This window comes from Stutzerimonas sp., from assembly GCF_982611455.1.
Genome location: NZ_CEXBBO010000010.1, coordinates 100,811 through 122,796, shown reverse-complemented (window position 1 = coordinate 122,796; position 21,986 = coordinate 100,811). Strand labels below are relative to the sequence as shown.

The window sequence follows — 21,986 nt, the reverse complement described above, 5'->3', positions numbered from 1 at the left end:
AGCGTGCGCTTAGCTGTCGGATGAACTTAGCGCTTCATCCAGCCGGGTGCTGGCCAGCTCGTTGAGGATGCCGCAGCCACCGGGCGATTGATTACCGGCGCAGCAGCCGCGCAGGTCCTGAAGCTGCCGCTCCAGCGCGTGGAGACTTTCCAGGCGCGTGCGGACGCGTTCGAGCTGCTCGTCGATCAGCAGGTTGATGTCGCCGCAGCTGGCGTCCGGATGGTTGGAGAATTCGAGCAGCCGACGGATATCGGCCAGCCCAATGTCCAGCGCCCGGCAATGGCGGATGAACACCAAATGCGCGAGTTGCTTCGATGAGTAGGAGCGATAGCCGTTGGCGCCCCGTTCCGGGGTCGGCATCAATCCGACTTTCTCGTAGTAGCGGATCGTCTCGACATCTACGCCTGCCGCCGTGCTCAGTTCGCCTATGCGCATGATCGCCCTCCGTCCCCGCATCGGGATTGATTGCCAGAAGGATGCTTGACCCTGGAGCCGCTCCAGGGTGTGCAATGAGCGTCGAATATAAACGAGGAGGGCAAATGATGTCGTCGAAATGCTGTGATTCCGGCTGCGCCACTGGGCAAGTTGCCGGCCCGGGCTTTCGTAAGGCTTTGTGGATCGCGCTGGTGATCAATCTGGCGATGTTCGTCGTGGAGATCGTCAGCGGATTGCGTTCCGGTTCGGTCTCGCTGTTGGCCGATGCCATCGACTTCGCCGGCGACGCCGCCAATTACGGCATCACGCTCACGGTGCTGTCCATGGGGCTGGTCTGGCGTTCGCGCGCGGCGTTGGTGAAGGGGTTGTCGATGCTCGCCTTCGGCGTATTCGTCCTTGCCCGCGCCGGTTGGTCGATCTATGCCGATGTCGTCCCGGAGCCATTGACCATGGGTGTGATCGGCGCGCTGGCGTTGATCGCCAACGTTGTCGTGGCACTGATGCTTTACGCGTATCGCGAGGGCGATTCGAACATGCGCTCGGTCTGGCTATGCAGCCGCAACGACGCCTTGGGCAACATCGCCGTGATGATCGCCGCGGCTGGTGTGTTCGGTACCGGTTCCGGCTGGCCGGACTTCATCGTGGCGCTGATCATGGCGGCGCTGGCGCTTTCGGCCGGATTCTCGGTGGTGCGCCAGGCTCGGCAGGAGCTGCATACGACTCGCTAGCAATGCAGCCAGAGCTAGCTGGCAATGGCCGCGACCAGCGCCACGGCAATCACAGTCACCACTGCCAGGCCGGCGGCGGCCAGCTTGCCCACCGTCTCGGAGCTCAGGCCCAGCGCCTTGTCCTTCGCCTGATTGCCGAAACGGCCTTCGATGCGATGCAAGCCATCTACCGGCTGGAAGAGATTGTCCGGCTGCTCGTCGCTGGCCGGCTCGTCGGTCATCTGTCCGCTCCAGGCTTGTTTGGCCATCATCCGGTCGAGCAGGCCTGGCATGAACATGTTGCCGATAATCGCTTGGAACGAGGCGCGGCCGAGCCATAGTTCGCGCGGCGCATCGGTTGCGGCGCGGACAATCGCGCGCGCCGCGACTTCGGGCGTATGGATCGGCGGAACCGGCTGTGGACGTTTTTGCATCTTGTTACGCGACCAGTCGAACTGCGGCGTGTTGTGCGCCGGCAGCTGGACCATCGTCAGCCGCACCCGGCTATTGGTATGGATCAGTTCGCAACGCAGCGAATCGGTGAAACCACGTATGGCGAACTTGGCGGCGCAATAGGCCGATTGCAGCGGAATCGCCCGATAGGACAATGCTGAACCTACCTGGACGATGGTGCCCCGATTGCGCGCCTCCATATACCGCAGCGCCGCCAGCGTGCCGTGAACGAAGCCCAGATAGGTCACTTCGGTCACGCGCTTGAATTCTGCGGCGCTGATCTTGTTGACTGGTCCGAACACCGTCGCCATGGCGGCGTTGACCCAAATCTCGATCGGTCCCAGTTCCGCCTCGATTCGCTCGGCGGCGCGATCGACGGCATCGGCATCGGCGACGTCGGCGGCAATGGCCAGGACTTTGGCACCGGCCGCTTCAAGTTCGTCGCGCGTGTCAGACAGGCCCTGTTCGCCGCGCGCGATCACGGCAACGCGAAAGCCTGCCCGCGCCAAGGCATGAGCCGTTGCGCGGCCCACGCCGGCGGTGCCTCCGCAAATTACGGCAGTCTGTTCGCGGTCGCTCATCGAAAAAGCTCCTGTCTTGGATGGGTTAGCGCAGCAGCGTGTTCCAGCCGGCATAGCGATGACGAATCGGTCCGCGCGGCAGGCTCAGGCCAATCACCAGCACACCGGCGATCAAGCTGCCGACGGTGGCGGCAAAACCGGCGCCGTCGAGAAATGAAGGGGCGGCGATCAACCAGGCACCAATCGGCAGGTTGAGAAAACGCAGCGGTCGCGCGACTTCGGCGAACGCCAAAACCGAGACGGTGATCAGCAGCGATCCCATCAAGTGATCGCTGTTGGCCATCGCCCCATCGGTGCCGAAGACCAACCGCGTGCACATCAGCCAGACGCCAAGCGCACAAAGCAGCGTGAGCCCCCAGGGCAAGTTGACCCCGCGAAGGCCCTTCAATGTCATGGCCGACAGGCTGTCATCGAACTCGGGCGTGTTGTCTTCACGCGCACCGTCCATGGCATCGCCCTGGAAAAAGGTTTTCCAGAAGGGCTTGCCGCGTCGGCGAGCGTCCTTCAGGAACTGCCCCATGGCGACCAGCTCATCCAGCGCGTAGGGCATCATCACCAGCATCGCCAAGGCCTGGATCAGGCACAGGGTGCACCACGTATTGATGACGATTGGCTGGGCAATGATGAAGAAGATGCTCACCGCGCCAAGCGGCACAACCACCACGCCGAATGCGGCGACCATCCAAGGCATGGTCCGCCAGCGGCGCGCATCGCCCATCACGGCCATCAGCAACTCGATCATGTAGGCCATGACGCCGACCCCTGCGTCCGAAACCGGCCAAGCGCGGGACATGTCAGAGGTGATGATGGTTTCCGTACCGTTGGGTTGAGCGCCAAAGAACGGGTCCCAGGCACTTGCGGTATGACCGAGTTGGTAGGCGGCTAGGTAACGCGCCAGGAGAATGCCGATCACGGCGAGAATCGCGATGGGCAGTCGCTGCAGCCAGGTCGACGGGTTGTAATCCCAGCCCGGCGGTACCGCGGCTTTCTGCATCATTCCGGACATGCTCATGCCGGGCATCATCGGCACCAGCGTGGAGAAGGCAATCACCAACCCGCCGACCAGCAGGGCGTTGCCGTAACTGGCCGGTGACGGCGTCCAAAACAGCAGCGGGGCGAACATCAGCCAAAGGCCCATCGCGGTATTGGCCCACTGGGCCCAGGCGATTCGTTTCAAGGACAGAATCGAAAAGAGCACGATCGAGGCGCCGCTGATCACGTCGCTCCAAGTCATCAGCAGCGCGCGAGTGACCACGTCGGGCAAATCACGTTCGGTCGTCAGGCGGACAAGGTCGAGGTCGTCGGCCGCGATATTCGTATAGCCGAAAATGAACGGTGCGCTGAGCAGCCAAAAACCGAGCAAGGCGTTAGCGAAGTGGCACCACAGAGTGGCGAGACGGCGCCGTTCCATCATCTGCATGTGCGCGTCCATGCTCATGTCCGACGGCATGGCGGCTTGTCTCAAGTACTCCCCCTGATGCTCCATGAACCTCTCCCGCGTGAGTGTCGGTCGTATTCGCGACCAGGCCGTGTGCGAGCGGCGCGCAACGGGATGCAGCAAAGTCGCTGGTCAGTTGACAGGGGCACTTGGGGTGAGTTGCAGGAAAAGGGCGATCGCAAAGCAGCGAGCCATACCGTACCGGCGAATGACAACCGCCGTCGGCGGCCCCTTCATCGATCTATGCAAGCCTGGCGATATCGGGAGCCTGCGCGATTGGTCTGGATGCTATTCGGAGCAGTCCGGCTCGACCGTGAAGGTTTTGGACGAATCCACCAGCCCGATATCTTCCAGCGTGCGGCGGCCTATCAGCACCGGGTAATTCATCTTGTCCCGGTCGTTCAGCGAGAATTGCTCTTCATGGATACGGTTCCCGAGACAGATTCTCATCAGAACCACTGGGCGATCTTCCGCGCCACCCGCGCCGCGCACCGTGATCTCCCTGGCCACCTTACGCTCCAGACGCTTCTCGACTTCCTTCTCGGTATCGATGTCTTCCAGTTCGACGGTGAAGCGCACCCAGTCATCCCCATCCTTTTCGAATCGGTCGATATCTTCTGCATGCATCGACGAAGTCAGCGCGCCGGTATCGAGCTTGAACTTCACCGCGACCTTTTCCGGAAAGATCAGCCCTTTCTCCACCCAGCCAAAGACCTGTGGCGAGTCGGCCAATGCTGGCGCGCTGCAGACAGGCAGCAACGCCGTCAATACCAGGCATTTGAATAGATGGTTGGGGCGTATGGAATGGAGCATCAGTTACCTCGAATCAGCAATAGCTAAGGCAACGATAGAGTCCCGAGTGCTGAATATGTTCAGCAGCGCGCGCCGCTGCGCATTACTCACGGTACGCATCGAAGACAACAGAGCCAAAAAAAGGATCGATTGATTTGCATAATTAACTTCATTGAAAAACACAATCGGACGCCTGTCTTGGCTCGAACTCAACACCTAGGGTCGCCTGCGATGTGATGGAGTTCGCGGCGGCTCAATCTGACCAAAGGAGGCAATTACTAGGGAAGTCTAATTTGAGAGGTGAACCATGTTCGTCCACAACAAACGACTTCAATACACAGTGAGAGTGGCGGGCCCCAATCCCGGGCTGGCCAATCTGATGCTCGAGCAGTTCGGCGGTCCTCAAGGGGAGCTTGCCGCAGCCATGCGCTACTTTACCCAGGGCGTGTCCGAGGATGATCCAGGCCGTAAAGACATGCTCATGGATATCGCCACCGAAGAACTCAGCCACCTTGAAGTAATCGGCTCGATCGTCGGCATGCTCAACAAGGGTGCGAAAGGGCAGATGGCGGAGGGGGTCGAGAAAGAAGCCGACCTGTACCGCTCGCTCACCAGCGGCGGCAACGACTCCCATGTCACCTCGCTGTTGTACGGTGGCGGGCCTGCGCTAACCAACTCGGGTGGGGTTCCTTGGTCTGCAGCCTATATCGATACCATTGGCGAGCCGACGGCGGATCTGCGCTCTAACATTGCCGCCGAGGCGCGGGCCAAGATCATTTACGAACGCTTGATCAACGTGACGGACGATCCGGGAATCAAGGACGCACTGAAGTTCCTGATGACCCGCGAGATAGCCCACCAGAAATCGTTCGAGAAGGCGCTACATGCCATTCAACCCAACTTCCCGCAAGGCAAACTGCCGGGCGAGCCGGAATTTTCCAGCGTCTACTACAACCTGTCGCAAGGCGAAGGCGACCTGCGCGGGCCTTGGAATCAAGGGCCTGAGTGGGAATTCGTCGAGAACCCGCAGCCGGCTGTAGATGGCGGCGATGGGAAACCTTCGGTTGATCTGAGTAAAGATCAACAGAAAGTGCTGCAGCAAATGGCGGTACGGACCCAGTCCGATGTTTCCGTCGACCCCATGACCGGAGCCGACCTCGGCTCGGGTAAAGCGGTAAAGAAAGGCAAAGCCTGATGGGCGAAACGCGGTGCCGATGCGTCTGAGACTGGGCGCATTGGTGCTGCGTTTTGTTTGTGAATGCCCGTTCCGAAACCGACTATAAGCCGGCTTTTTCGCCGCGTTGTCGAGATGTCATTGTTATTGCCGAGTGGGCGTTCACTGACGGTTGTGCAGCGGCACCACCACAGCTGATTTTGGGCGCCCGAGCGTGTCGCTGATCGCTACGCTGAGTGTGTGTTGCGTGAACGGCTTGGCCAACGTGTGCAGCGGGCGGCCTTCTTCGGACAGTTCCGCATAGCCGCTGACCAACAGGACTGGCAGGTTGGGCCTTTCAGCTTTGACGATTTTGGCCAGCTGGGTTCCGGTCATGCCAGGCATCATCTGATCGGTGATCAGGATATCGAAAGCCCCTCGCTGGCATAGGACATTGAGGGCGGCCTCGCCACCGTCGACCGCGGTGACTCGATGGCCCAGGTCCTCGAGCAGCTCGGAGGTATTGGCCAGCACGAGTGGATCATCATCCACCACGAGAATCGACAACGCGGGTACGGATGTCACGATGGGCTCGTTTGCGACCGCTGGTGTCGGCGCGGTCACTGTAGTGGGGATGCCCAGCGGTAGCCAAAGCTCGACGGTCGTTCCATTGCTTGGATTGCTCTCGATCACCAGCCGGCCCCCTGATTGCTCGGCGAGACCGTGAGCCATTGAAAGGCCCAGACCCGTGCCTTTGCCTGGTCCTTTGGTGGTGAAAAAGGGCTCGGTTGCCCGGGCGAGTGTCTCCTGGCTCATGCCAGTGCCGTCGTCGCGCACGATCAAAGCGACGAACTCCTGCGTCGGGTGTTCCGCCGACGGGCTGAAGGCGCGCATCTGGCCTTCGATGCAGATCGTGCCGCCTGCCGGCATGGCGTCTCGTGCGTTGACTACCAAGTTAATCAGCACCATTTCGAGCTGATTCGCGTCGACGTAGGCAGGCGGCAGGCTTAGGGGAAAGCGCGTTTCGATAGCTATATTGGCCTCGATCGAGCGTTGCAGCAGCTCCCGGATGTTCGACACCACATCTGATAACTCAACGGAAGTAGGTTTCAGCTCCTGCCTGCGGGCGAAGGCCAACATGCGCTGGACGAGGCTTGAACCACGCTGTGTGGCCAACAGTGCGTTCTCGATCAGGATGCCGGCACGACCCGTGTCGTTCGGCAGCCGCTTGCGGAGCAGTTCAAGATTTCCACCTACCACAGCGAGCAGGTTGTTGAAGTCATGAGCGATGCCGCCGGTAAGCTTGCCGATCGCTTCCATTTTCTGCGCCTGGTGGAGGGCCGCCTCGACATGTCGGCGTTCAGTGATATTCACCAGGCCGCCGATGATCAGCGCGCCGCGGGCCGTCTGCTCGAGACGCGTGGAAGCCAGCACATCGATGAACACGCCAGCCCTGGCCACCAAACGATACTCGGCGTTGAGGCATTCTCCGGTTTCCAGCAACACCGGCCAATCCTGGCTGAGCATCTGGCGTGCGGAGTTTTCGGTCATGAAGTTGATCAACGGCCGGCCGATTACGTCCTCTCGGCGATGGCCCATCAACACGAGCCAGGCATCGCTGACCGATTCCAGTCGGCCTTCTTCGTCCAGCGAATGCAGCGGCAACGGCGTCTTGCTATACAGCTCGCGAAAGCGCTCTTCGCTCTGGCGCAATGCCGCCGCTTCTCGCTCGCTGATTATCGCCATGCGGCGGTCATGCATCGAAGCGGCAAGGCCGAAGAACAGCACGATGAAGGTCGAACCGGCGACCGAGAGCGCCAGCGTCAACAGATCCAGGCCGCTGCCGTGGGCCGCGGGCATCGCATCGTCCATCGGCGTGAAGCGCGCACCTGCCATGGCCGAGTAATGCATGCCCGCCACGGCAAAGCCCATCGCTACGGCAGAAACGGCCTGCAACAACAATCGTCGTCCCTGCGCGGAGAGCCAGAGCGCCACGGTGGCCGCACCGATCGCGATAATGAACGAGATGGTGACCCACAGCGGGTCATAGGACAGTTCGGCATGCATCGTCATGGCGGCCATGCCCACGTAGTGCATCGCGCCAATCCCGAGGCCCATGAACAGCCCGCCGATCCCGAGCGTCCTGCGGTCCAGCCCGTGAGTGCCGACTGCGAAAAAGCTGATCGCCGTCACCACAATCGGCACGACCAGGGACCAGAGGGTAAGCGTCAGATCGTATTGAATCTCCATGCCGGGCATGCCGAACGCGAGCATCCCGACGAAGTGCATCGACCAGATGCTGCCGCCCATGCATACGGCCGCGGCGCACAGCCAAGCATCTCGCATCCAGCCCACCGAAGCGCGCGCGCGGCTGGCTAGATCAAGCGCCGTGAAGGAGCCGGCAATGGCAATCAGGATGGACAGGCTCACCAGTGCGGTGTTGTAAGTGGTAGGCATCGTAAGATCCATTCAGACATTCGAGGCTGTCGCCCTTTATGTATTGCACGAGTCGTCCATGAGTGCCAGGTTCCTGGTCTACCGGTTCGATCGGCGGCTGCTGGGGCATGAGTTCATACGGCGGTTTTCACGACGATCTGTTAGGCGCGGTGAACGTGCCAGCTGACCGGAAGCTGTTTTTGAAGGAATCGCGTTGACAGGCCATCGTATTCAGATCGGTTGTCGAAGCTTAAAAGGCGTTGGTGAAGAGGGCGCTGCCACGCTTAGTTTGGATGAATGCAAAGCGATCGTGCGGCCTTCGTTAGCTATCTTGGTGTGAATCATAACCATATGATGGAAGAACCTGGGGCGATCATTGTTCAAAGACGGGAGCTGGATCGGTCCGTTTAGCGGACGGTACGGGCTATGGCTTTAACCGGCGATGGCACAAAGATATTATGGTCATTGCGCACTTAGGCGGTGTTGCACATCAAGGATGGCCTTAAGCGCGCTCTTTCATGCAACGCTTAACCGATTTTTCCTACTGTTTGGCTCGGGCACGTATTGCCTCTGCTACGGCTTCCGTATTGGTATCGTTTTTGGGACTGACGCATGGACAAGAAGTCTTTATCCGAGCGGGATATCTGCAGCAAATTCATCACGCCGGCAATTGTCATCGCGGGTTGGGATATCCACAAGCAGGTCCGTGAAGAAGTCAGCTTCACCAAAGGACGCATCATCGTGCGCGGCAAGTTGCACAGCCGCGGCGAGTCGCGTCGAGCGGATTACATTCTTTACCACCAGCCGAGCCTGCCGATCGCCGTGATCGAAGCGAAGGACAACAAGCACTCCCTTGGCTCGGGCATGCAGCAGGCTCTTGGCTACGCGGAGGCGCTGGACGTACCGTTCGTGTTCTCCAGCAACGGCGATGGCTTCCTGTTTCACGATCGCAGTGGCACGGGGGATCAGATCGAAACGGAGCTGAGCCTCGAACAGTTCCCCAGTCCCGCCGAACTCTGGCAACGCTACTGCCGCTGGAAGGGCCTGGAAGGCGATGCCAGGCGGAGAGCCGAGGCGCCGTACTACGACGACGGCTCAGGCCGCATGCCGCGCTACTACCAGACCAATGCCATCAACCGCACCGTTGAAGCTGTCGCTCGAGGGCAGGATCGCATCCTCCTGGTCATGGCCACCGGCACCGGCAAGACCTACACCGCCTTTCAGATCATCTGGCGGCTGTGGAAGTCGAAGCAGAAGAAACGCATCCTCTTTCTGGCCGACCGCAACATCCTCGTTGACCAGACCAAGAACAACGACTTCAAGCCCTTCGGCGCGGCGATGACGAAGATCGCCAAGCGGCAGATCGACACCTCCTACGAAATCTACCTGTCGCTCTACCAGGCGGTGACGGGCGCCGAGGAAGAACAGAACATCTACAAGCAGTTCTCTCGCGATTTCTTCGACCTGATCGTCATCGACGAATGCCATCGTGGCAGCGCCGCCGAGGACTCAGCCTGGCGCGAAATTCTCGATTATTTCTCGGGTGCTACCCACATCGGCCTAACTGCCACGCCGAAGGAAACCAAAGAGGTGTCCAGCATCACCTACTTCGGTGAGCCGGTGTACAGCTATACGCTCAAGCAGGGCATCGAAGACGGCTTTCTCGCACCGTACAAAGTGGTGCGCATCGACTTCGACAAGGACCTGCAAGGCTGGCGCCCGCCCAAGGGTATGCTCGACAAGAACGGCGAGCTGATCGAAGACCGCATCTACAACCTCAAGGACATGGACCGCACCCTGGTCATCGAAGCGCGTACCCAACTGGTGGCGCAAAAGGTGACCGAATTCCTCAAGGCCACCGATCCGTTCCAGAAGACCATCGTCTTCTGCGATGACATCAACCACGCCGAGCGTATGCGCCAGGCGCTGGTCAACCTCAATCCCGAGCGCGTGGCGGAAAACCGCAAGTACGTCATGCGCATCACCGGGGACGATCAGGAAGGCAAGGCCGAGCTGGACAACTTTATCGACCCGGAGGCGCGCTACCCGGTCATCGCCACCACCAGCAAGCTGATGACGACCGGTGTCGATGCCCAGACCTGCAAGCTGATCGTGCTCGACCAGCACATCAAGTCGATGACCGAATTCAAGCAGATCATTGGCCGCGGCACCCGCATCAACGAGGATTTCGGCAAATACTGGTTCACCATCATGGACTTCAAGAAGGCCACCGAGCTGTTTGCCGATCCTGGGTTCGATGGCGATCCGGTGGTGATCTACAGTCCGGAGGGTGATGACTCACCCGTGCCGCCGGATGATCCCCTGACCGATGAGGACGGCATCATTGACGGTGGCGATTGGCTGCCCGAAGGTGACGAAATCCAAGATCCGGGTGAGGGCAAGAAACGCATCAAATACGTCATCGACAACCTCCCGATCTACGTCATCGCCGAGCGCGTGCAGTACTACGGCCCGGACGGCCGACTGATCACCGAATCATTGAACGACTACACCCGCACATGCGTGCACAAGCAATTCGCTTCACTGGATGACTTCCTCCGGCGCTGGACCGATGCCGAGCAGAAGAGGGCGATCATTGATGAACTGGCTGCTCAAGGAGTGATGTGGGAAGCGCTGGCCGAAGAGGTGGAAAAGAAGCAGGGCAAGCTGCTGGACCCGTTCGACCTGATCTGCCACGTGGCCTTCGATCAGCCCGCCCTGTCACGCCGCGAGCGTGCCGAGCAGGTGAAAAAGCGCAACTACTTCGCCAAATACTCCGGTGCGGCCCGACAGGTGCTGGAAGCGTTGCTGGATAAATACGCCGACACCGGCGTCGAGCATATCGAGGACATCAAGATCCTCCAGCTCGATCCGTTCAACCAGATCGGCGCGCCCATCGAACTGATCAAGGCATTTGGCGGCAAGGCCGGCTACAACCAAGCCGTCCATGAGCTTGAAGACGAGCTCTACACTGGCTAGCGCTGCTTTGCCGTAGGGTGGACAACGGCGCAGCCTTATCCACCGCAGCCACTCAACCGCTTACAATCCCCCCGTTTTGTCGTACCCCGCCGAGAACTCGTTATGTCCATCAGCTCCACCATCAAATCCATCCAGGACATCATGCGCAAAGACGTGGGTGTCGACGGCGACGCCCAGCGCATCGGCCAGCTGGTCTGGCTGCTGTTCCTCAAGATCTTCGATGATCGCGAGCTGGAATGGGAGCTGATGGACGACAACTACAAGTCTCCCATTCCTGAAAGCTGCCGCTGGCGCACCTGGGCTGCCGACCCGGAAGGCATGACCGGCGATGCGCTGAAAAATTTCATCGACAACAACCTGTTCCCGCAACTGCAGAACCTGCACGAGTACAGCAACACGCCAGCCGCCTTTGTGGTGCGCAGCGTGTTCGAAGACGCTTACAACTATATGAAGTCCGGCCAGCTGCTGCGCCAGGTGATCAACAAGATCCAGCAGGGCGTGGACTTCAACAAGGCGCAGGAACGCCATGAGTTCGGCAACCTCTACGAACAACTGCTGCGCGACCTGCAGAACGCCGGCAACGCGGGTGAGTTCTACACTCCGCGCCCGGTCACCGAATTCATGGTGCGCATGGTTGATCCCAAGCTGGACGAGAAGGTCATGGACCCGGCCTGCGGCACGGGCGGCTTTCTCACCTGCACCATCGAGCACAAACGCAGCCGCTATGTAAAAACCGCCGAGGACGAACGGGTACTGCAGGCCAGCATCCACGGCGTGGAGAAGAAGCCGCTGCCGCATCTGCTGGCCACCACCAACATGATCCTCCACGGCATTGAAGTGCCGAACCAAATCCGCCATGACAACACCCTGGCCCGCCCGCTGATCAGCTGGGGGCCGAAGGAGCGGGTCGACTGCATCGTCGCCAACCCGCCGTTCGGCGGCATGGAAGAAGACGGCATCGAAAACAACTTTCCGGCTGCCTTCCGCACTCGGGAAACTGCAGACCTGTTCCTCGTGCTGATCATGCATTTGCTGAAAGACGGCGGCCGCGCTGCGGTGGTGTTGCCCGACGGCTTCCTGTTCGGCGAAGGCATCAAGAGCCGCATCAAGGAAAAGCTGCTCACCGAGTGCAACCTGCACACTGTCGTTCGCCTACCCAACGGCGTGTTCAACCCTTACACCGGCATCAAGACCAACCTGCTGTTCTTCACCAAAGGCACACCGACCAAACAGGTATGGTTCTACGAGCACCAGTATCCAGCCGGCGTGAAAAACTACTCCAAGACGCGCCCCATGCGCATCGAAGAATTCGCCGTGGAAGAGGGCTGGTGGGGCAGCGAGGCCGATGGCTTCGCCGCACGGGTGGAGAACGAATTTGCCTGGAAAGTCGGCCTGGATGAGCTGAAAGCCCGCAACTGGAACCTCGACTGCAAGAACCCCCATGTCGGCGAGCAGATCAGCCACGACCCGGACCAGCTGCTGCGCGACTACGCCCGGCTGCAAGGCGAGATCAGCGAGTTGCGTGATCAGCTCAAAGCCGTGCTGTCCGAGGCGCTGGAGCGGCCATGAACACTCAGGGAAGACGACGATGAGCAATGAGATCGCTATCTACGAAAGTGACAACGGCGGCATCAGCGTCACACTGGCACAGGAAACGGTCTGGCTGACCCAGCGGCAGCTGGCCGAGCTGCTCGGCTCGACGCCGGAAAACATACTGATGCACCTGCGCAATATCTATCGCGATGCCGAGTTGGACTCTTCGGCAACTACTAAGGATTTCTTAGCAGTTCGCACCGAAGGCAAACGACAGGTCCAGCGCACGCTCAAGCACTACAACCTGGACGCCATCATTTCCGTGGCCTACCGGGTGAATTCTCGGCGTGGGGTGCAATTTCGCCAATGGGCCACTGCGCTGCTCAAGCAGCATCTCACGCACGGCTATACCCTCAACCGCGAACGCTTCGAGGCCAACGCCCGCGAGCTGGAAGCGGCATTGGAACTGGTGCGCAAGGCCGCCCGCACGCCAGAATTAGGCGAAGACGGTGGGCGCGGCCTGGTGGAAATCGTCAGCCGCTATACACAGACATTCCTCTGGCTGCAACGCTACGACGAAGGCCTGCTTACCGAGCCCATGGGTAGCCCCGGTGGTGAGTTGCCCGACGCAACCCAGGCGCGCCGGCAACTGGCCGAGCTCAAAGCGCAATTGATGGCCCGTGGCGAAGCCAGCGACCTGTTCGCCCGGGAACGTGGTGATGGCCTGGCTGCGCTGCTCGGCAACCTCGAGCAAAGCGTCTTCGGCGAGCCGGCCTATCCGAGCCTGGAAAGCAAAGCCGCGCACCTGCTGTACTTCGTGGTCAAGAACCACCCCTTCGCCGACGGCAACAAACGCAGTGGCGCCTACCTCTTCGTCGACTTCCTGCACCGCAACGGCCGCCTGCTCGATGCCGAGGGCAACGCCGTAATCAACGACACCGGCCTTGCAGCGCTGACCCTCCTGGTCGCCGAATCCGCCCCCGCACAGAAAGACACCCTGATCCGCCTGATCATGAACATGCTTGCTCCGGAAAATCGCCCATGACCGCTCTGCTGACCGATAACCTGCCGCTGCTGGCCGGTGCGCCCAATGGCATCAAAAAGCTGCGCGAGCTGATTCTGGAATTGGCGGTGCGTGGCAAGTTGGTGCCGCAAGATGTCAGTGATGAACCGGCCAGTGAGTTGCTTAAGCGGATTGCCAAAGAGAAGGCGCGGTTGGTGGCAGAGGGGAAGATCAAGAAGCAGAAGCAATTGGCGGATATTTCGGCCGAGGGAAAACCATTTGAGCTGCCAGTTGGATGGGAGTGGGCTCGCCTTGGCGACATTTCAAAGCAAGTTACTGACGGTGAACACCTAACTCCTCCACGGACGGCAGATAAGTCCAAAATTCCGCTAGTCACAGCAAAGAATGTCCGTGATGGATACATGGACTATGCGGCGACTGATTTCGTGGAGCGCTCTGTAGCAGAGAAGTGTTGGGAACGATGCCACCCCGAGCAGGGCGACATCATGATGGTGTCGGTTGGCGCGACTCTTGGGAGGCTCACTGTTATTCCGACAAATAAAGAAATGGTGATTGTTCGAAGCGTTACGCTCATTAAACCCTTGGTAGCTAGCGCTGATTATTTAGCACTAGCTCTAAAGTCACCGGGAGTTCAGCGATCTATCTGGATGGGAGTGAAGCAGAGCGCACAGCCGTGCTTGTACTTAAGCCAATCAACTCAGCTTATGCTCTCTATACCGCCGGTCGCCGAGCAAAACCGCATCGTCGCCAAAGTCGATGAGCTGATGGCCCTGTGCGACCGTCTGGAAGCCCAGCAGATCGGCGCCGAAAGCGCCCACGCCCAGCTGGTGCAGGCGCTGCTGGGCAGCCTGACTCAGGCCGCCGATGCCAAGGACTTCTCCGCCAGCTGGCAGCGTCTGGCCGAGCACTTCCACACATTATTCACCACCGAATCCAGCATTAGCGCTTTCAAACAAACCCTGCTGCAGCTGGCCGTGATGGGCAAGCTGGTGCCGCAAGATCCCAATGATAAGCCGGCCAGTGAGCTGCTTAAACGCATTGCGGAAGAGAAGGCAAGGTTGGCCGCCCAGAACCACCGGCGACAGGCAAAAGAGATGATCAATAGCCATGATGCGGAAATTAACATGCCTGAAGGCTGGACCCTCTCAACCATTGGCGAAGTAACAGTCTGCCGGGATGGAGAGAGAGTTCCTGTGTCACGGGCCGAGCGGGAAGGGCGTGCTAAAGCATACGATTACTATGGTGCGTCCGGTGTTATCGACAAAATTGATAATTATCTATTTGATAAGCCGCTCCTGCTCGTGGGCGAGGACGGTGCAAATCTAATTAATCGCAGCACTCCCATTGCGTTTATGGCACGGGGTAAGTACTGGGTAAATAATCACGCTCATGTTCTGGATGGGCTTAGCGAGTCTCTGCTTTTATACGTTTGCCTTTATTTAAATTCCATCGATTTGAAACCTTATGTCACTGGTACGGCTCAGCCAAAAATGAATCAGGCCAAGATGAATGGGATTCCATTGTTATTGCCGCCTGAGGCCGAGCAATACCGCATTGTCACCAAGCTCAATCAGCTCATGGCTATCTGCGATCAACTAAAAGCCCGCCTGACCCAGGCTCGTCAGATTAACGAACAGCTGGCTACCGCGCTGGTCGAGCAGGCCGTGGCCGACGATAGCCGGCAGATTCCAAATACTTCAAATCGCAAAGTCGCTATCACCTTGCTCGCCGCTGAAATCACCCATCAGCTGCATGGCCAGCGCACCTTCGGTCAGCGCAAGCTGCAGAAAGTCATTTACCTCGCCGAACACACGGCCAAACTCGGCGCGATCCAAGGCAGCTATCTGCGCAACGTGGCCGGTCCGCATGATCGTCAACTGATGGATCAGGCTGAGGGCGGAATGCATGCGCAGCAGTGGTATGAGCGCATCGAGCGCGACACCGTTGGTCATGCCTATCGGCCGCTTGCAAAAGCAGGCCAGCATCGGCAGGCGTATGAAAGCACTTGGTCAGCCGCCGAGCGCGCCACTATCGAGCAGGTCATCGCGCTGATGCGGGGCTGGGATACAGATCGCTGCGAAATGACCGTGACCCTCTACGCTGCCTGGAACGACTTTATCCTCGAAGGCCACCCGGTTACCGATGAAGCTATCGTGGCTGAGGTCATGCACCGCTGGAACGATGCCAAGCTGCGCTTCACCAGGGCCGAATGGCTGGCAGTGCTCGCCGAGATGAAGAAGCACAGCCTTCTGACGCCGAGCGGTTTCGGGAAGCGCACCATCGGTGGCACGCTCACCTTGCCGGGTTTCGAATAAAAAGTGCCGGTGCTGATAGCCTGGGAAGCAAACCAATAGAACCGGGCTTCCACGCAGCGAGCGCTGTCATCCGCAGCGATTTTGATCCGGAAACTCCCTGACATGGACGATTCACAGCTTCGACAATGTCAGGCATATAGCTGCTGCGATAAAGCGTTGCTTATTGTTCGACGAGCAATGACAGCCGCTTCGGGAATGACGCATTTGATAGCGGTATTGGTTGTAAGCCGCATGGAATTGAGGATTGGCGAGGTCGGGCAAAAACGCCAGGCATAAAAAAGCCGGCTTGTGGCCGGCTTTTCTTCAGTGCTTCGGCTTACTTCTGATAAGCCTCGGCAGCTTTGATGATGGCGGCGCGGGCGGCGTCGGCGCCTTCCCAGCCTTCTACCTTGACCCACTTGCCCTTCTCCAAATCCTTGTAGTTTTCGAAGAAGTGCTTGATCTGCTCGATCAGCAGCGGCGGCAGGTCGGTGTATTCCTTGATGTCCTTGTACAGCTGGGTCAGCTTGTCGTGCGGGACGGCGATCAGCTTGGCGTCGCCGCCGGCTTCGTCGGTCATGTTCAGCACGCCGACCGGGCGGCAGCGGATGACGGAGCCTGGGGCAACCGGGTAAGGGGTCACGACCAGCACGTCGAGCGGGTCGCCATCATCAGCCAGGGTATGCGGGATGAAGCCGTAGTTGGCCGGGTAGAACATCGGCGTGGCCATAAAACGGTCGACGAACAGGCAGTCGGTGTCGTGATCGATTTCGTATTTGATCGGCGCGTGGTTGGCCGGGATTTCGATGGCGACGTAGATATCGTTTGGCAGGTCTTTGCCGGCCGGGACTTTGCTGTAGCTCATTGACATTGCTCCGTGGTCGGCCGAGGCGGCCTGGGGCGAAAAAAGTGGGCGCGATTATAGGCGCAGTGTCGGGCGTTTTGCCATGCCAGCGGTGGCGGACCGCTGCTGGCGGGGTGTTGCGCGTATTCGACGATCCGAAGTCAATGAGGTTCCACGTATTGCGGATGGCTGTGCTGCAACTGCTGCAAGCGCGTCAACGGATCCTGGCGATAGAAGGTCGCAAGTTGCTGGTAAATCTCCGGATAGGTCTCGTGCAGCACGTCGGGCGCGCTGAAGAAATACTCGCTGGTGACGGCAAAGAACTCGGCCGGGTTCTCGGCGGCATAGGGATCGATGGCTGTGTGGGCATCGGGGTTGGCATCCAACGTCGCGTTGAGCGAGTCGTAGGCGGTTTGCATCACCCGCGCCCACGTGTCGATGCGCATGTTTCGGTGCAACGGCGGCAAGCCATTGGCGTCACCGTTGAGCATGTCGAGCTTGTGCGCAAGCTCATGAATCACCAGGTTGTAGCCTTCCCAGTCGCCACTTTCCTGTACGCCTGGCCAGGCCAGGATCACCGGACCCTGCAGCCAGGCTTCGCCGCTGTGTTCGCCGTCCCATTCATGCACTACACCCGCCGAGTCGCGGTGCTTTTGCGGGCTGTGGAAGTCATCCGGGTAAATGACGATTTCGTGGAAGCCCTGATACCAGTCCAGATCGGCCAGATGCAGCAACAGCAGCTGAGCTTGCGCGGCCAGCCGCAGACGATCCGCCAGTTGCAGTTCGACGCCGGGCAGGGCGGTCAGTCGCTTGGCGTGTAGGAATAACAGGCTGCGGTCACGAAGGCGTTCGGTTTCCTCAAGGCTCAGGCCGTCGAGGATCGGCAGGCCATTTAGAACGCTTTGCCAGAGAGCGGGCTCGATGGCGAGACGGGCGAGGGTGCGCTTGCGACGCCAATCGCGAAATGACCACATGGGAAGGGTTCCATCCTGGGGCCGACAACCTTAAGCGGGGCGCCGGAAGTCAGCAAGCGGTCGGGCCGTAACATAAGGCGTCACGCTGCTGAAGTGGACTGGCTAAAGCGCACATTGCGCGGCTCGCCTGCCGGCAGGCTTCTGTTGGGAGCGCTCGCGGCTCAACCGAGCAGAAAGTTTCCAGCTTTCGGCGTGCCGCCATCCAGGCTGAGTACCTCCGCTTCGTCTTTCAGCTTGACGCCCGAGAGCTGACGTCGACTGGCCTCGCGCATCAGATGGATCAAGCGGTGCGCGGCGAGGTTGTAGCTCAGGCCTTCCAGGCGAATGTTGGAAATGCAATTGCGGTCGGCGTCGGTGCGGCCGACTTTCGGGTCGTAGGTGAAATACAGCCCCAGACTATCCGGCGAGCTTAGGCCGGGGCGTTCGCCGAGCAGCATCACCACCATTTTCGCCTTGAGCCGTTCGCCAACTTCGTCGCCAAGCGCGACGCGGCTCTGCTGCACCAGGCTGATTGGCGCGAGGCTCCAGCCGTCCTTTTCGATCTGCTCCTCGATGCGCTGGAACAGCGGCAGGGCGTGACGTTGCACGGCAAGTGCGGACAGGCCATCAGCGATGACGATGGCCAGGTCGTAGCCCGCTTTGTGCTGTTGTGCGTGGTCGCTCAGCAGTCCGGCTGATTCTTCGTTCAACCGTCGACCGAGGTCGGGGCGTTGCAGGTAAGTGTTCCGATTCGGGGCAGCACTGTGCAGTTGCAGGCAGCGGTGACCGCGTTGTTCGAGTTGTGCGGCGAGGTCCCCGGTATCGAGGATGAGGTGCACGGCGTCGCGCGCCTGGGCATGGGCAAATTGGAAGTCCAGTTGGGCGTCGGTTGGCAGGCTGGTGCCCGCGCGGCCCAGGGCGATGCGGGCGGGGGTGAGCTGGCGCAGGTGGGCCCAGGGGTTGGTAACGATTGGCGAGCGGTCGGGCATGGCTACCTCGGCTGTCGTTCAAATACAAAGATCAATGGTCGTCGTGCGGAAGCTATGGTGTGTGTAGCTTGGATTAGCCGAAGGCGTAATCCGACGTTTGAGTGGGTGGGTGCGTATACGGTGCGTAGCGATAGCAGTAACTCCTTCGCGGTAAACGATGGAAGCGCCTCCGGCGATTCCATCCTACGAAAAGCTGCCCGGCGCAGCGATTTTCCGCCGTGTGCCCGCTCGTCACGCCATTCGCTCCAACGCCTGGCGGAACGCCGGCGGGAGCTGTTCGCCCATGCGCAGCCGGCCGCCGTCTTGCTGCAGGATCTGCATTTTCATGAGCCACTCTTCGAACTCCGGTGCTGGCTTCAGACCGAGCAGCTGGCGCAGGTAAAGCGCGTCATGAAAGGAAGTGGTCTGGTAGTTGAGCATTACGTCGTCGGAGCCGGGGATGCCCATGATGAAGTTGATGCCGGCGGTGCCGAGCAGGGTCAGTAACACGTCCATGTCATCCTGATCGGCTTCGGCGTGGTTGGTGTAGCAGATGTCGCAGCCCATGGGCACGCCGAGCAGCTTGGCGCAGAAGTGATCTTCCAGCCCGGCGCGAATGATCTGCTTACCGTTGTAGAGGTATTCCGGGCCGATGAAGCCGACCACGGTATTGACCAGCAGCGGCTTGAATTTGCGAGCCACGGCGTAGGCGCGCGCTTCGCAGGTCTGCTGATCGACGCCATGGTGCGCGTTGGCCGACAGGGCGCTGCCCTGGCCGGTTTCGAAGTACATCAGGTTGTCGCCGACCGTGCCGCGCTTCTGCGACAGGCCCGCTTCGTAGCCTTCCTGCAGCACGGCGAGGTTGATGCCGAAACTGCTGTTGGCCGCCTCGGTGCCAGCGATGGACTGGAACACCAGGTCCAGCGGTGCGCCGCGGTTGATCGCCTCGATGGAGGTGGTGACGTGAGTGAGGATGCAACCCTGGGTCGGGATCTCGTAGCGCTGGATGATGGCGTCGAGCATCTTCAGCAGCTCGCAGATGCCGGCCGTGCTATCGGTGGCCGGGTTGATGCCGATCACCGCGTCGCCATTGCCGTAGAGCAAGCCGTCGACGATGCTCGCGGCGATACCGGCGGCTTCGTCGGTCGGATGATTGGGTTGCAGACGGGTGGACATGCGCCCGCGCAGGCCGATGGTGTTGCGGAATCGGCTGACCACGCGGATTTTCTGCGCCACCAGAATCAGGTCCTGCACGCGCATGATCTTCGAGACGGCGGCGACCATTTCCGGCGTCAGGCCAGGTGATAAAGCTTTCAGCGCGGCTTCGTCGGCGCCGTCACCTAGTAGCCAGTTGCGGAAATCGCCGACGGTCAGGTGACTAACCGAGGCGAAGGCTGCTGCGTCGTGGCTGTCGATGATCAGGCGGGTGACTTCATCGGTTTCGTAAGGGATCAGCGCTTCGTCGAGAAAGCGCTTGAGCGGGATCTGCGCCAGGCACATCTGCGCGGCGACGCGCTCGGCATCGCTGCCCGCCGCGACTTCGGCGAGAAAGTCGCCAGAGCGCGCCGGACTGGCTTTGGCCATCACCTCGCGCAGGCTGTCGAAGCGCCAAGTGGTGCCGCCTACGCTGTGGGTGTATCCCGCCATGATCCGTCTCCCGCGTCGGTATTGCTGCGTTAACAGCGGCCTCGGTTGTGAGCTCGGTCCGCTTTGCCGGCGTCCTGACTTTCGACGCTCGCGCTTCGGTCTTCGTAGGGTGGGCCGGGCGGCGTTCCGCTTCAGCCCACCAACAAAGTGCACGGTTCGGTGGGCTGAAACGGAGCGCCGCCCGGCCCACCCTACTAGGTCCGTAGCTTGCTAATTAAGCGATGCTTCAGCGTTCTCGATCGCCGCGAACTCTTCTTCCGGTGTGCCGGCGACCAGATGGTGGCGGCTATACATGGCGAAATAGGCGATGAAGATGCCGTAGATGACCGCTGCGGCGATTACCACGCGCGGATCCACCAGAAAACCGGCGACGACTGCGATGCACGCCAGCACCAATGCAACGCCGGACGTGACGATGCCGCCGGGTGTTTTGTAGGGGCGATGCATCTCTGGGCGGCGCAGGCGGAGGGCGATGTGGGACGCCATCATCAACACATAGGAAATGGTCGCGCCGAACACCGCCACTAGAATCAGCAGGTCGCCTTGGCCGGTCAGCGACAGCACGAAGCCAACGATGCCCGGCACCACCAGCGCCATGACCGGCGCCTTGTTCTTATTGGTCAGCGACAGCTTGCGTGGCAGGTAGCCGGCACGGGACAGCGCAAAGATCTGACGCGAGTAGGCATAGATGATCGAGAAGAAACTGGCGATCAAGCCGGCCAGACCGACGAGGTTGACGAAACCGCTCATCCAGGTCGACGACCCGTAGGCGGTGGTCAGCGCCTCGACCAGCGGGTTGCCGGATTCGACCATGGTGCTGGAACCCGCGCCACCGGGGCCGACCAGTAGGATCAGCCCAGCGAAGGCGGCCAGAATGAGCATGGCGCCGATCAGCCCGCGCGGCATGTCGCGCTGCGGGTTCTTGGTTTCCTCGGCCGCCAGCGGTACGCCTTCCACCGCGAGGAAGAACCAGATCGCATAGGGAATCGCCGCCCAGATGCCAACGTAACCGTAGGGAAGAAAGCTGCTGGCGCCAGCAGCGGTGGTCGGTGCGATGTCCAGCAGTTTGTCGACCGAAAAGTGCGGCACCATCGCCACGATAAACACGCCCAGCGCCAGCGCGGCGATCGCAGTGATGACGAACATCAGCTTCAGCGCCTCGCCAACGCCGAAGATGTGGATGCCGATGAAGATGATGTAGAACGCGAGGTAAATCGCCCAGCCGCCGATGCCGAACAGCGACTCGCAATAGGCGCCGATGAACACGGCGATGGCCGCCGGCGCGATGGCGTATTCGATGAGGATCGCCGTGCCGGTGAGAAACCCGCCCAGCGGGCCGAAGGCGCTACGGGCAAAACCATAGCCGCCGCCTGCGGTGGGAATCATGGAGGACAGTTCGGCGAGCGAAAAGCACATGCACAGGTACATGGTCGCCATCAGTAGCGTGGCGATGAACAGTCCGCCCCAGCCGCCCTGGGCGAGGCCAAAGTTCCAGCCGGCGTAGTCGCCGGAAATCACGTAAGCGACGCCGAGACCGACCAGCAGCACCCAACCGGCGGCGCCTTTCTTCAGTTCGCGTTCCTGGAAATAGGTGCTGCCAACTGCTTCGAAATCGATGGCGTGGGTCGGGGGTGTCGCACTGCTGTGTTCGAGAGCCATGGGAATCATCCTCTGATGGGTTCGGGTACGGCAGGAACTTAGGGTCTGTTGACGTTTCGCAGCGCGCCGCTTTGTTGCTTCAAATAGCAT

General features: G+C 60.2%; 16 protein-coding genes. 6 read left to right on the top strand and 10 right to left on the bottom strand.

Annotation, left to right across the window (positions count from 1 at the left end; all coding sequences use genetic code 11):
* Positions 1-9: 9 nt before the first annotated feature.
* On the bottom strand, positions 10-435 hold the full coding sequence (locus tag AC2LD7_RS08720; RefSeq protein ID WP_484597363.1) for a Cd(II)/Pb(II)-responsive transcriptional regulator: 426 nt from the start codon (positions 433-435) through the stop codon (positions 10-12).
* A gap of 107 nt (positions 436-542) precedes the next feature.
* Here AC2LD7_RS08720 and AC2LD7_RS08715 point away from each other — a divergent pair, with 107 nt between their 5' ends.
* Positions 543-1,163 carry a cation efflux transmembrane domain-containing protein gene (locus AC2LD7_RS08715; RefSeq protein WP_484597372.1) on the top strand — a complete coding sequence of 207 codons (621 nt, stop codon included), beginning with the start codon at positions 543-545 and terminating at the stop codon, positions 1,161-1,163.
* Positions 1,164-1,177: 14 nt separating this feature from the next.
* Here AC2LD7_RS08715 and AC2LD7_RS08710 read toward each other — a convergent pair whose 3' ends face one another.
* The 3 genes from AC2LD7_RS08710 to rloA3 all read right to left on the bottom strand — a co-directional run bounded on the left by AC2LD7_RS08710 (position 1,178) and on the right by rloA3 (position 4,427).
* Positions 1,178-2,176 (bottom strand): SDR family oxidoreductase, encoded by a 999-nt coding sequence (locus AC2LD7_RS08710; protein ID WP_484597362.1) that lies wholly within the window; start codon positions 2,174-2,176, stop codon positions 1,178-1,180.
* Between the two features lie 25 nt (positions 2,177-2,201).
* On the bottom strand, positions 2,202-3,662 hold the full coding sequence (locus tag AC2LD7_RS08705; RefSeq protein WP_484597361.1) for a vitamin K epoxide reductase family protein: 1,461 nt from the start codon (positions 3,660-3,662) through the stop codon (positions 2,202-2,204).
* A gap of 240 nt (positions 3,663-3,902) precedes the next feature.
* Positions 3,903-4,427, bottom strand: a complete 525-nt coding sequence (gene rloA3, locus AC2LD7_RS08700; protein ID WP_484597360.1) for a retropepsin-like aspartic peptidase RloA3 — start codon at positions 4,425-4,427, stop codon at positions 3,903-3,905.
* 286 nt (positions 4,428-4,713) lie between these two features.
* Between rloA3 and AC2LD7_RS08695 the strand changes: the two genes are divergently transcribed.
* Positions 4,714-5,601 carry a manganese catalase family protein gene (locus AC2LD7_RS08695; RefSeq protein WP_484597359.1) on the top strand — a complete coding sequence of 296 codons (888 nt, stop codon included), beginning with the start codon at positions 4,714-4,716 and terminating at the stop codon, positions 5,599-5,601.
* A gap of 141 nt (positions 5,602-5,742) precedes the next feature.
* On the opposite strand, the gene AC2LD7_RS08690 is transcribed toward AC2LD7_RS08695, so the two are convergent.
* The gene (locus AC2LD7_RS08690) at positions 5,743-8,016 is read right to left on the bottom strand and encodes an MHYT domain-containing protein (RefSeq protein ID WP_484597358.1); all 2,274 of its coding nucleotides are present in this window, start codon (positions 8,014-8,016) and stop codon (positions 5,743-5,745) included.
* Between the two features lie 591 nt (positions 8,017-8,607).
* On the opposite strand from AC2LD7_RS08690, the gene hsdR reads away from it, so the two are divergent.
* The 4 genes from hsdR to AC2LD7_RS08670 all read left to right on the top strand — a co-directional run bounded on the left by hsdR (position 8,608) and on the right by AC2LD7_RS08670 (position 15,846).
* Complete coding sequence (hsdR, locus tag AC2LD7_RS08685; RefSeq protein WP_484597357.1) at positions 8,608-10,974, top strand: EcoAI/FtnUII family type I restriction enzme subunit R; 2,367 nt, start codon at positions 8,608-8,610, stop codon at positions 10,972-10,974.
* A gap of 102 nt (positions 10,975-11,076) precedes the next feature.
* Positions 11,077-12,543 carry a type I restriction-modification system subunit M gene (locus AC2LD7_RS08680; RefSeq protein ID WP_484597356.1) on the top strand — a complete coding sequence of 489 codons (1,467 nt, stop codon included), beginning with the start codon at positions 11,077-11,079 and terminating at the stop codon, positions 12,541-12,543.
* Between the two features lie 19 nt (positions 12,544-12,562).
* Positions 12,563-13,552 (top strand): virulence RhuM family protein/type II toxin-antitoxin system death-on-curing family toxin, encoded by a 990-nt coding sequence (locus AC2LD7_RS08675; protein ID WP_484597355.1) that lies wholly within the window; start codon positions 12,563-12,565, stop codon positions 13,550-13,552.
* Entirely contained in the window at positions 13,549-15,846 is a 2,298-nt protein-coding gene (locus AC2LD7_RS08670) for a restriction endonuclease subunit S (protein WP_484597354.1), read from the top strand. The genes AC2LD7_RS08675 and AC2LD7_RS08670 overlap by 4 nt, the downstream gene beginning before the upstream one ends.
* 316 nt (positions 15,847-16,162) lie before the next feature.
* On the opposite strand, the gene ppa is transcribed toward AC2LD7_RS08670, so the two are convergent.
* From ppa to eat, 5 genes are all read right to left on the bottom strand, one after another.
* On the bottom strand, positions 16,163-16,690 hold the full coding sequence (gene ppa, locus AC2LD7_RS08665) for an inorganic diphosphatase (RefSeq protein WP_342407852.1): 528 nt from the start codon (positions 16,688-16,690) through the stop codon (positions 16,163-16,165).
* Positions 16,691-16,830: 140 nt separating this feature from the next.
* Complete coding sequence (locus tag AC2LD7_RS08660; protein WP_484597353.1) at positions 16,831-17,643, bottom strand: M90 family metallopeptidase; 813 nt, start codon at positions 17,641-17,643, stop codon at positions 16,831-16,833.
* Between the two features lie 161 nt (positions 17,644-17,804).
* Positions 17,805-18,611 carry an ethanolamine ammonia-lyase subunit EutC gene (gene eutC / locus AC2LD7_RS08655; RefSeq protein ID WP_484597352.1) on the bottom strand — a complete coding sequence of 269 codons (807 nt, stop codon included), beginning with the start codon at positions 18,609-18,611 and terminating at the stop codon, positions 17,805-17,807.
* Between the two features lie 231 nt (positions 18,612-18,842).
* On the bottom strand, positions 18,843-20,237 hold the full coding sequence (locus AC2LD7_RS08650; RefSeq protein ID WP_484597351.1) for an ethanolamine ammonia-lyase subunit EutB: 1,395 nt from the start codon (positions 20,235-20,237) through the stop codon (positions 18,843-18,845).
* Between the two features lie 210 nt (positions 20,238-20,447).
* Entirely contained in the window at positions 20,448-21,896 is a 1,449-nt protein-coding gene (gene eat / locus AC2LD7_RS08645; RefSeq protein ID WP_484597350.1) for an ethanolamine permease, read from the bottom strand.
* Between the last annotated feature and the right edge of the window lie 90 nt (positions 21,897-21,986).

Coding starts and splice junctions, on each gene's coding strand:
- AC2LD7_RS08720 (WP_484597363.1), bottom strand. CDS start 435: ATGCGCATAGGCGAACTGAGCACGGCGGCAGGCGTAGATGTCGAGACG.
- AC2LD7_RS08715 (WP_484597372.1), top strand. CDS start 543: ATGTCGTCGAAATGCTGTGATTCCGGCTGCGCCACTGGGCAAGTTGCC.
- AC2LD7_RS08710 (WP_484597362.1), bottom strand. CDS start 2,176: ATGAGCGACCGCGAACAGACTGCCGTAATTTGCGGAGGCACCGCCGGC.
- AC2LD7_RS08705 (WP_484597361.1), bottom strand. CDS start 3,662: ATGGAGCATCAGGGGGAGTACTTGAGACAAGCCGCCATGCCGTCGGAC.
- rloA3 (WP_484597360.1), bottom strand. CDS start 4,427: ATGCTCCATTCCATACGCCCCAACCATCTATTCAAATGCCTGGTATTG.
- AC2LD7_RS08695 (WP_484597359.1), top strand. CDS start 4,714: ATGTTCGTCCACAACAAACGACTTCAATACACAGTGAGAGTGGCGGGC.
- AC2LD7_RS08690 (WP_484597358.1), bottom strand. CDS start 8,016: ATGCCTACCACTTACAACACCGCACTGGTGAGCCTGTCCATCCTGATT.
- hsdR (WP_484597357.1), top strand. CDS start 8,608: ATGGACAAGAAGTCTTTATCCGAGCGGGATATCTGCAGCAAATTCATC.
- AC2LD7_RS08680 (WP_484597356.1), top strand. CDS start 11,077: ATGTCCATCAGCTCCACCATCAAATCCATCCAGGACATCATGCGCAAA.
- AC2LD7_RS08675 (WP_484597355.1), top strand. CDS start 12,563: ATGAGCAATGAGATCGCTATCTACGAAAGTGACAACGGCGGCATCAGC.
- AC2LD7_RS08670 (WP_484597354.1), top strand. CDS start 13,549: ATGACCGCTCTGCTGACCGATAACCTGCCGCTGCTGGCCGGTGCGCCC.
- ppa (WP_342407852.1), bottom strand. CDS start 16,690: ATGAGCTACAGCAAAGTCCCGGCCGGCAAAGACCTGCCAAACGATATC.
- AC2LD7_RS08660 (WP_484597353.1), bottom strand. CDS start 17,643: ATGTGGTCATTTCGCGATTGGCGTCGCAAGCGCACCCTCGCCCGTCTC.
- eutC (WP_484597352.1), bottom strand. CDS start 18,611: ATGCCCGACCGCTCGCCAATCGTTACCAACCCCTGGGCCCACCTGCGC.
- AC2LD7_RS08650 (WP_484597351.1), bottom strand. CDS start 20,237: ATGGCGGGATACACCCACAGCGTAGGCGGCACCACTTGGCGCTTCGAC.
- eat (WP_484597350.1), bottom strand. CDS start 21,896: ATGGCTCTCGAACACAGCAGTGCGACACCCCCGACCCACGCCATCGAT.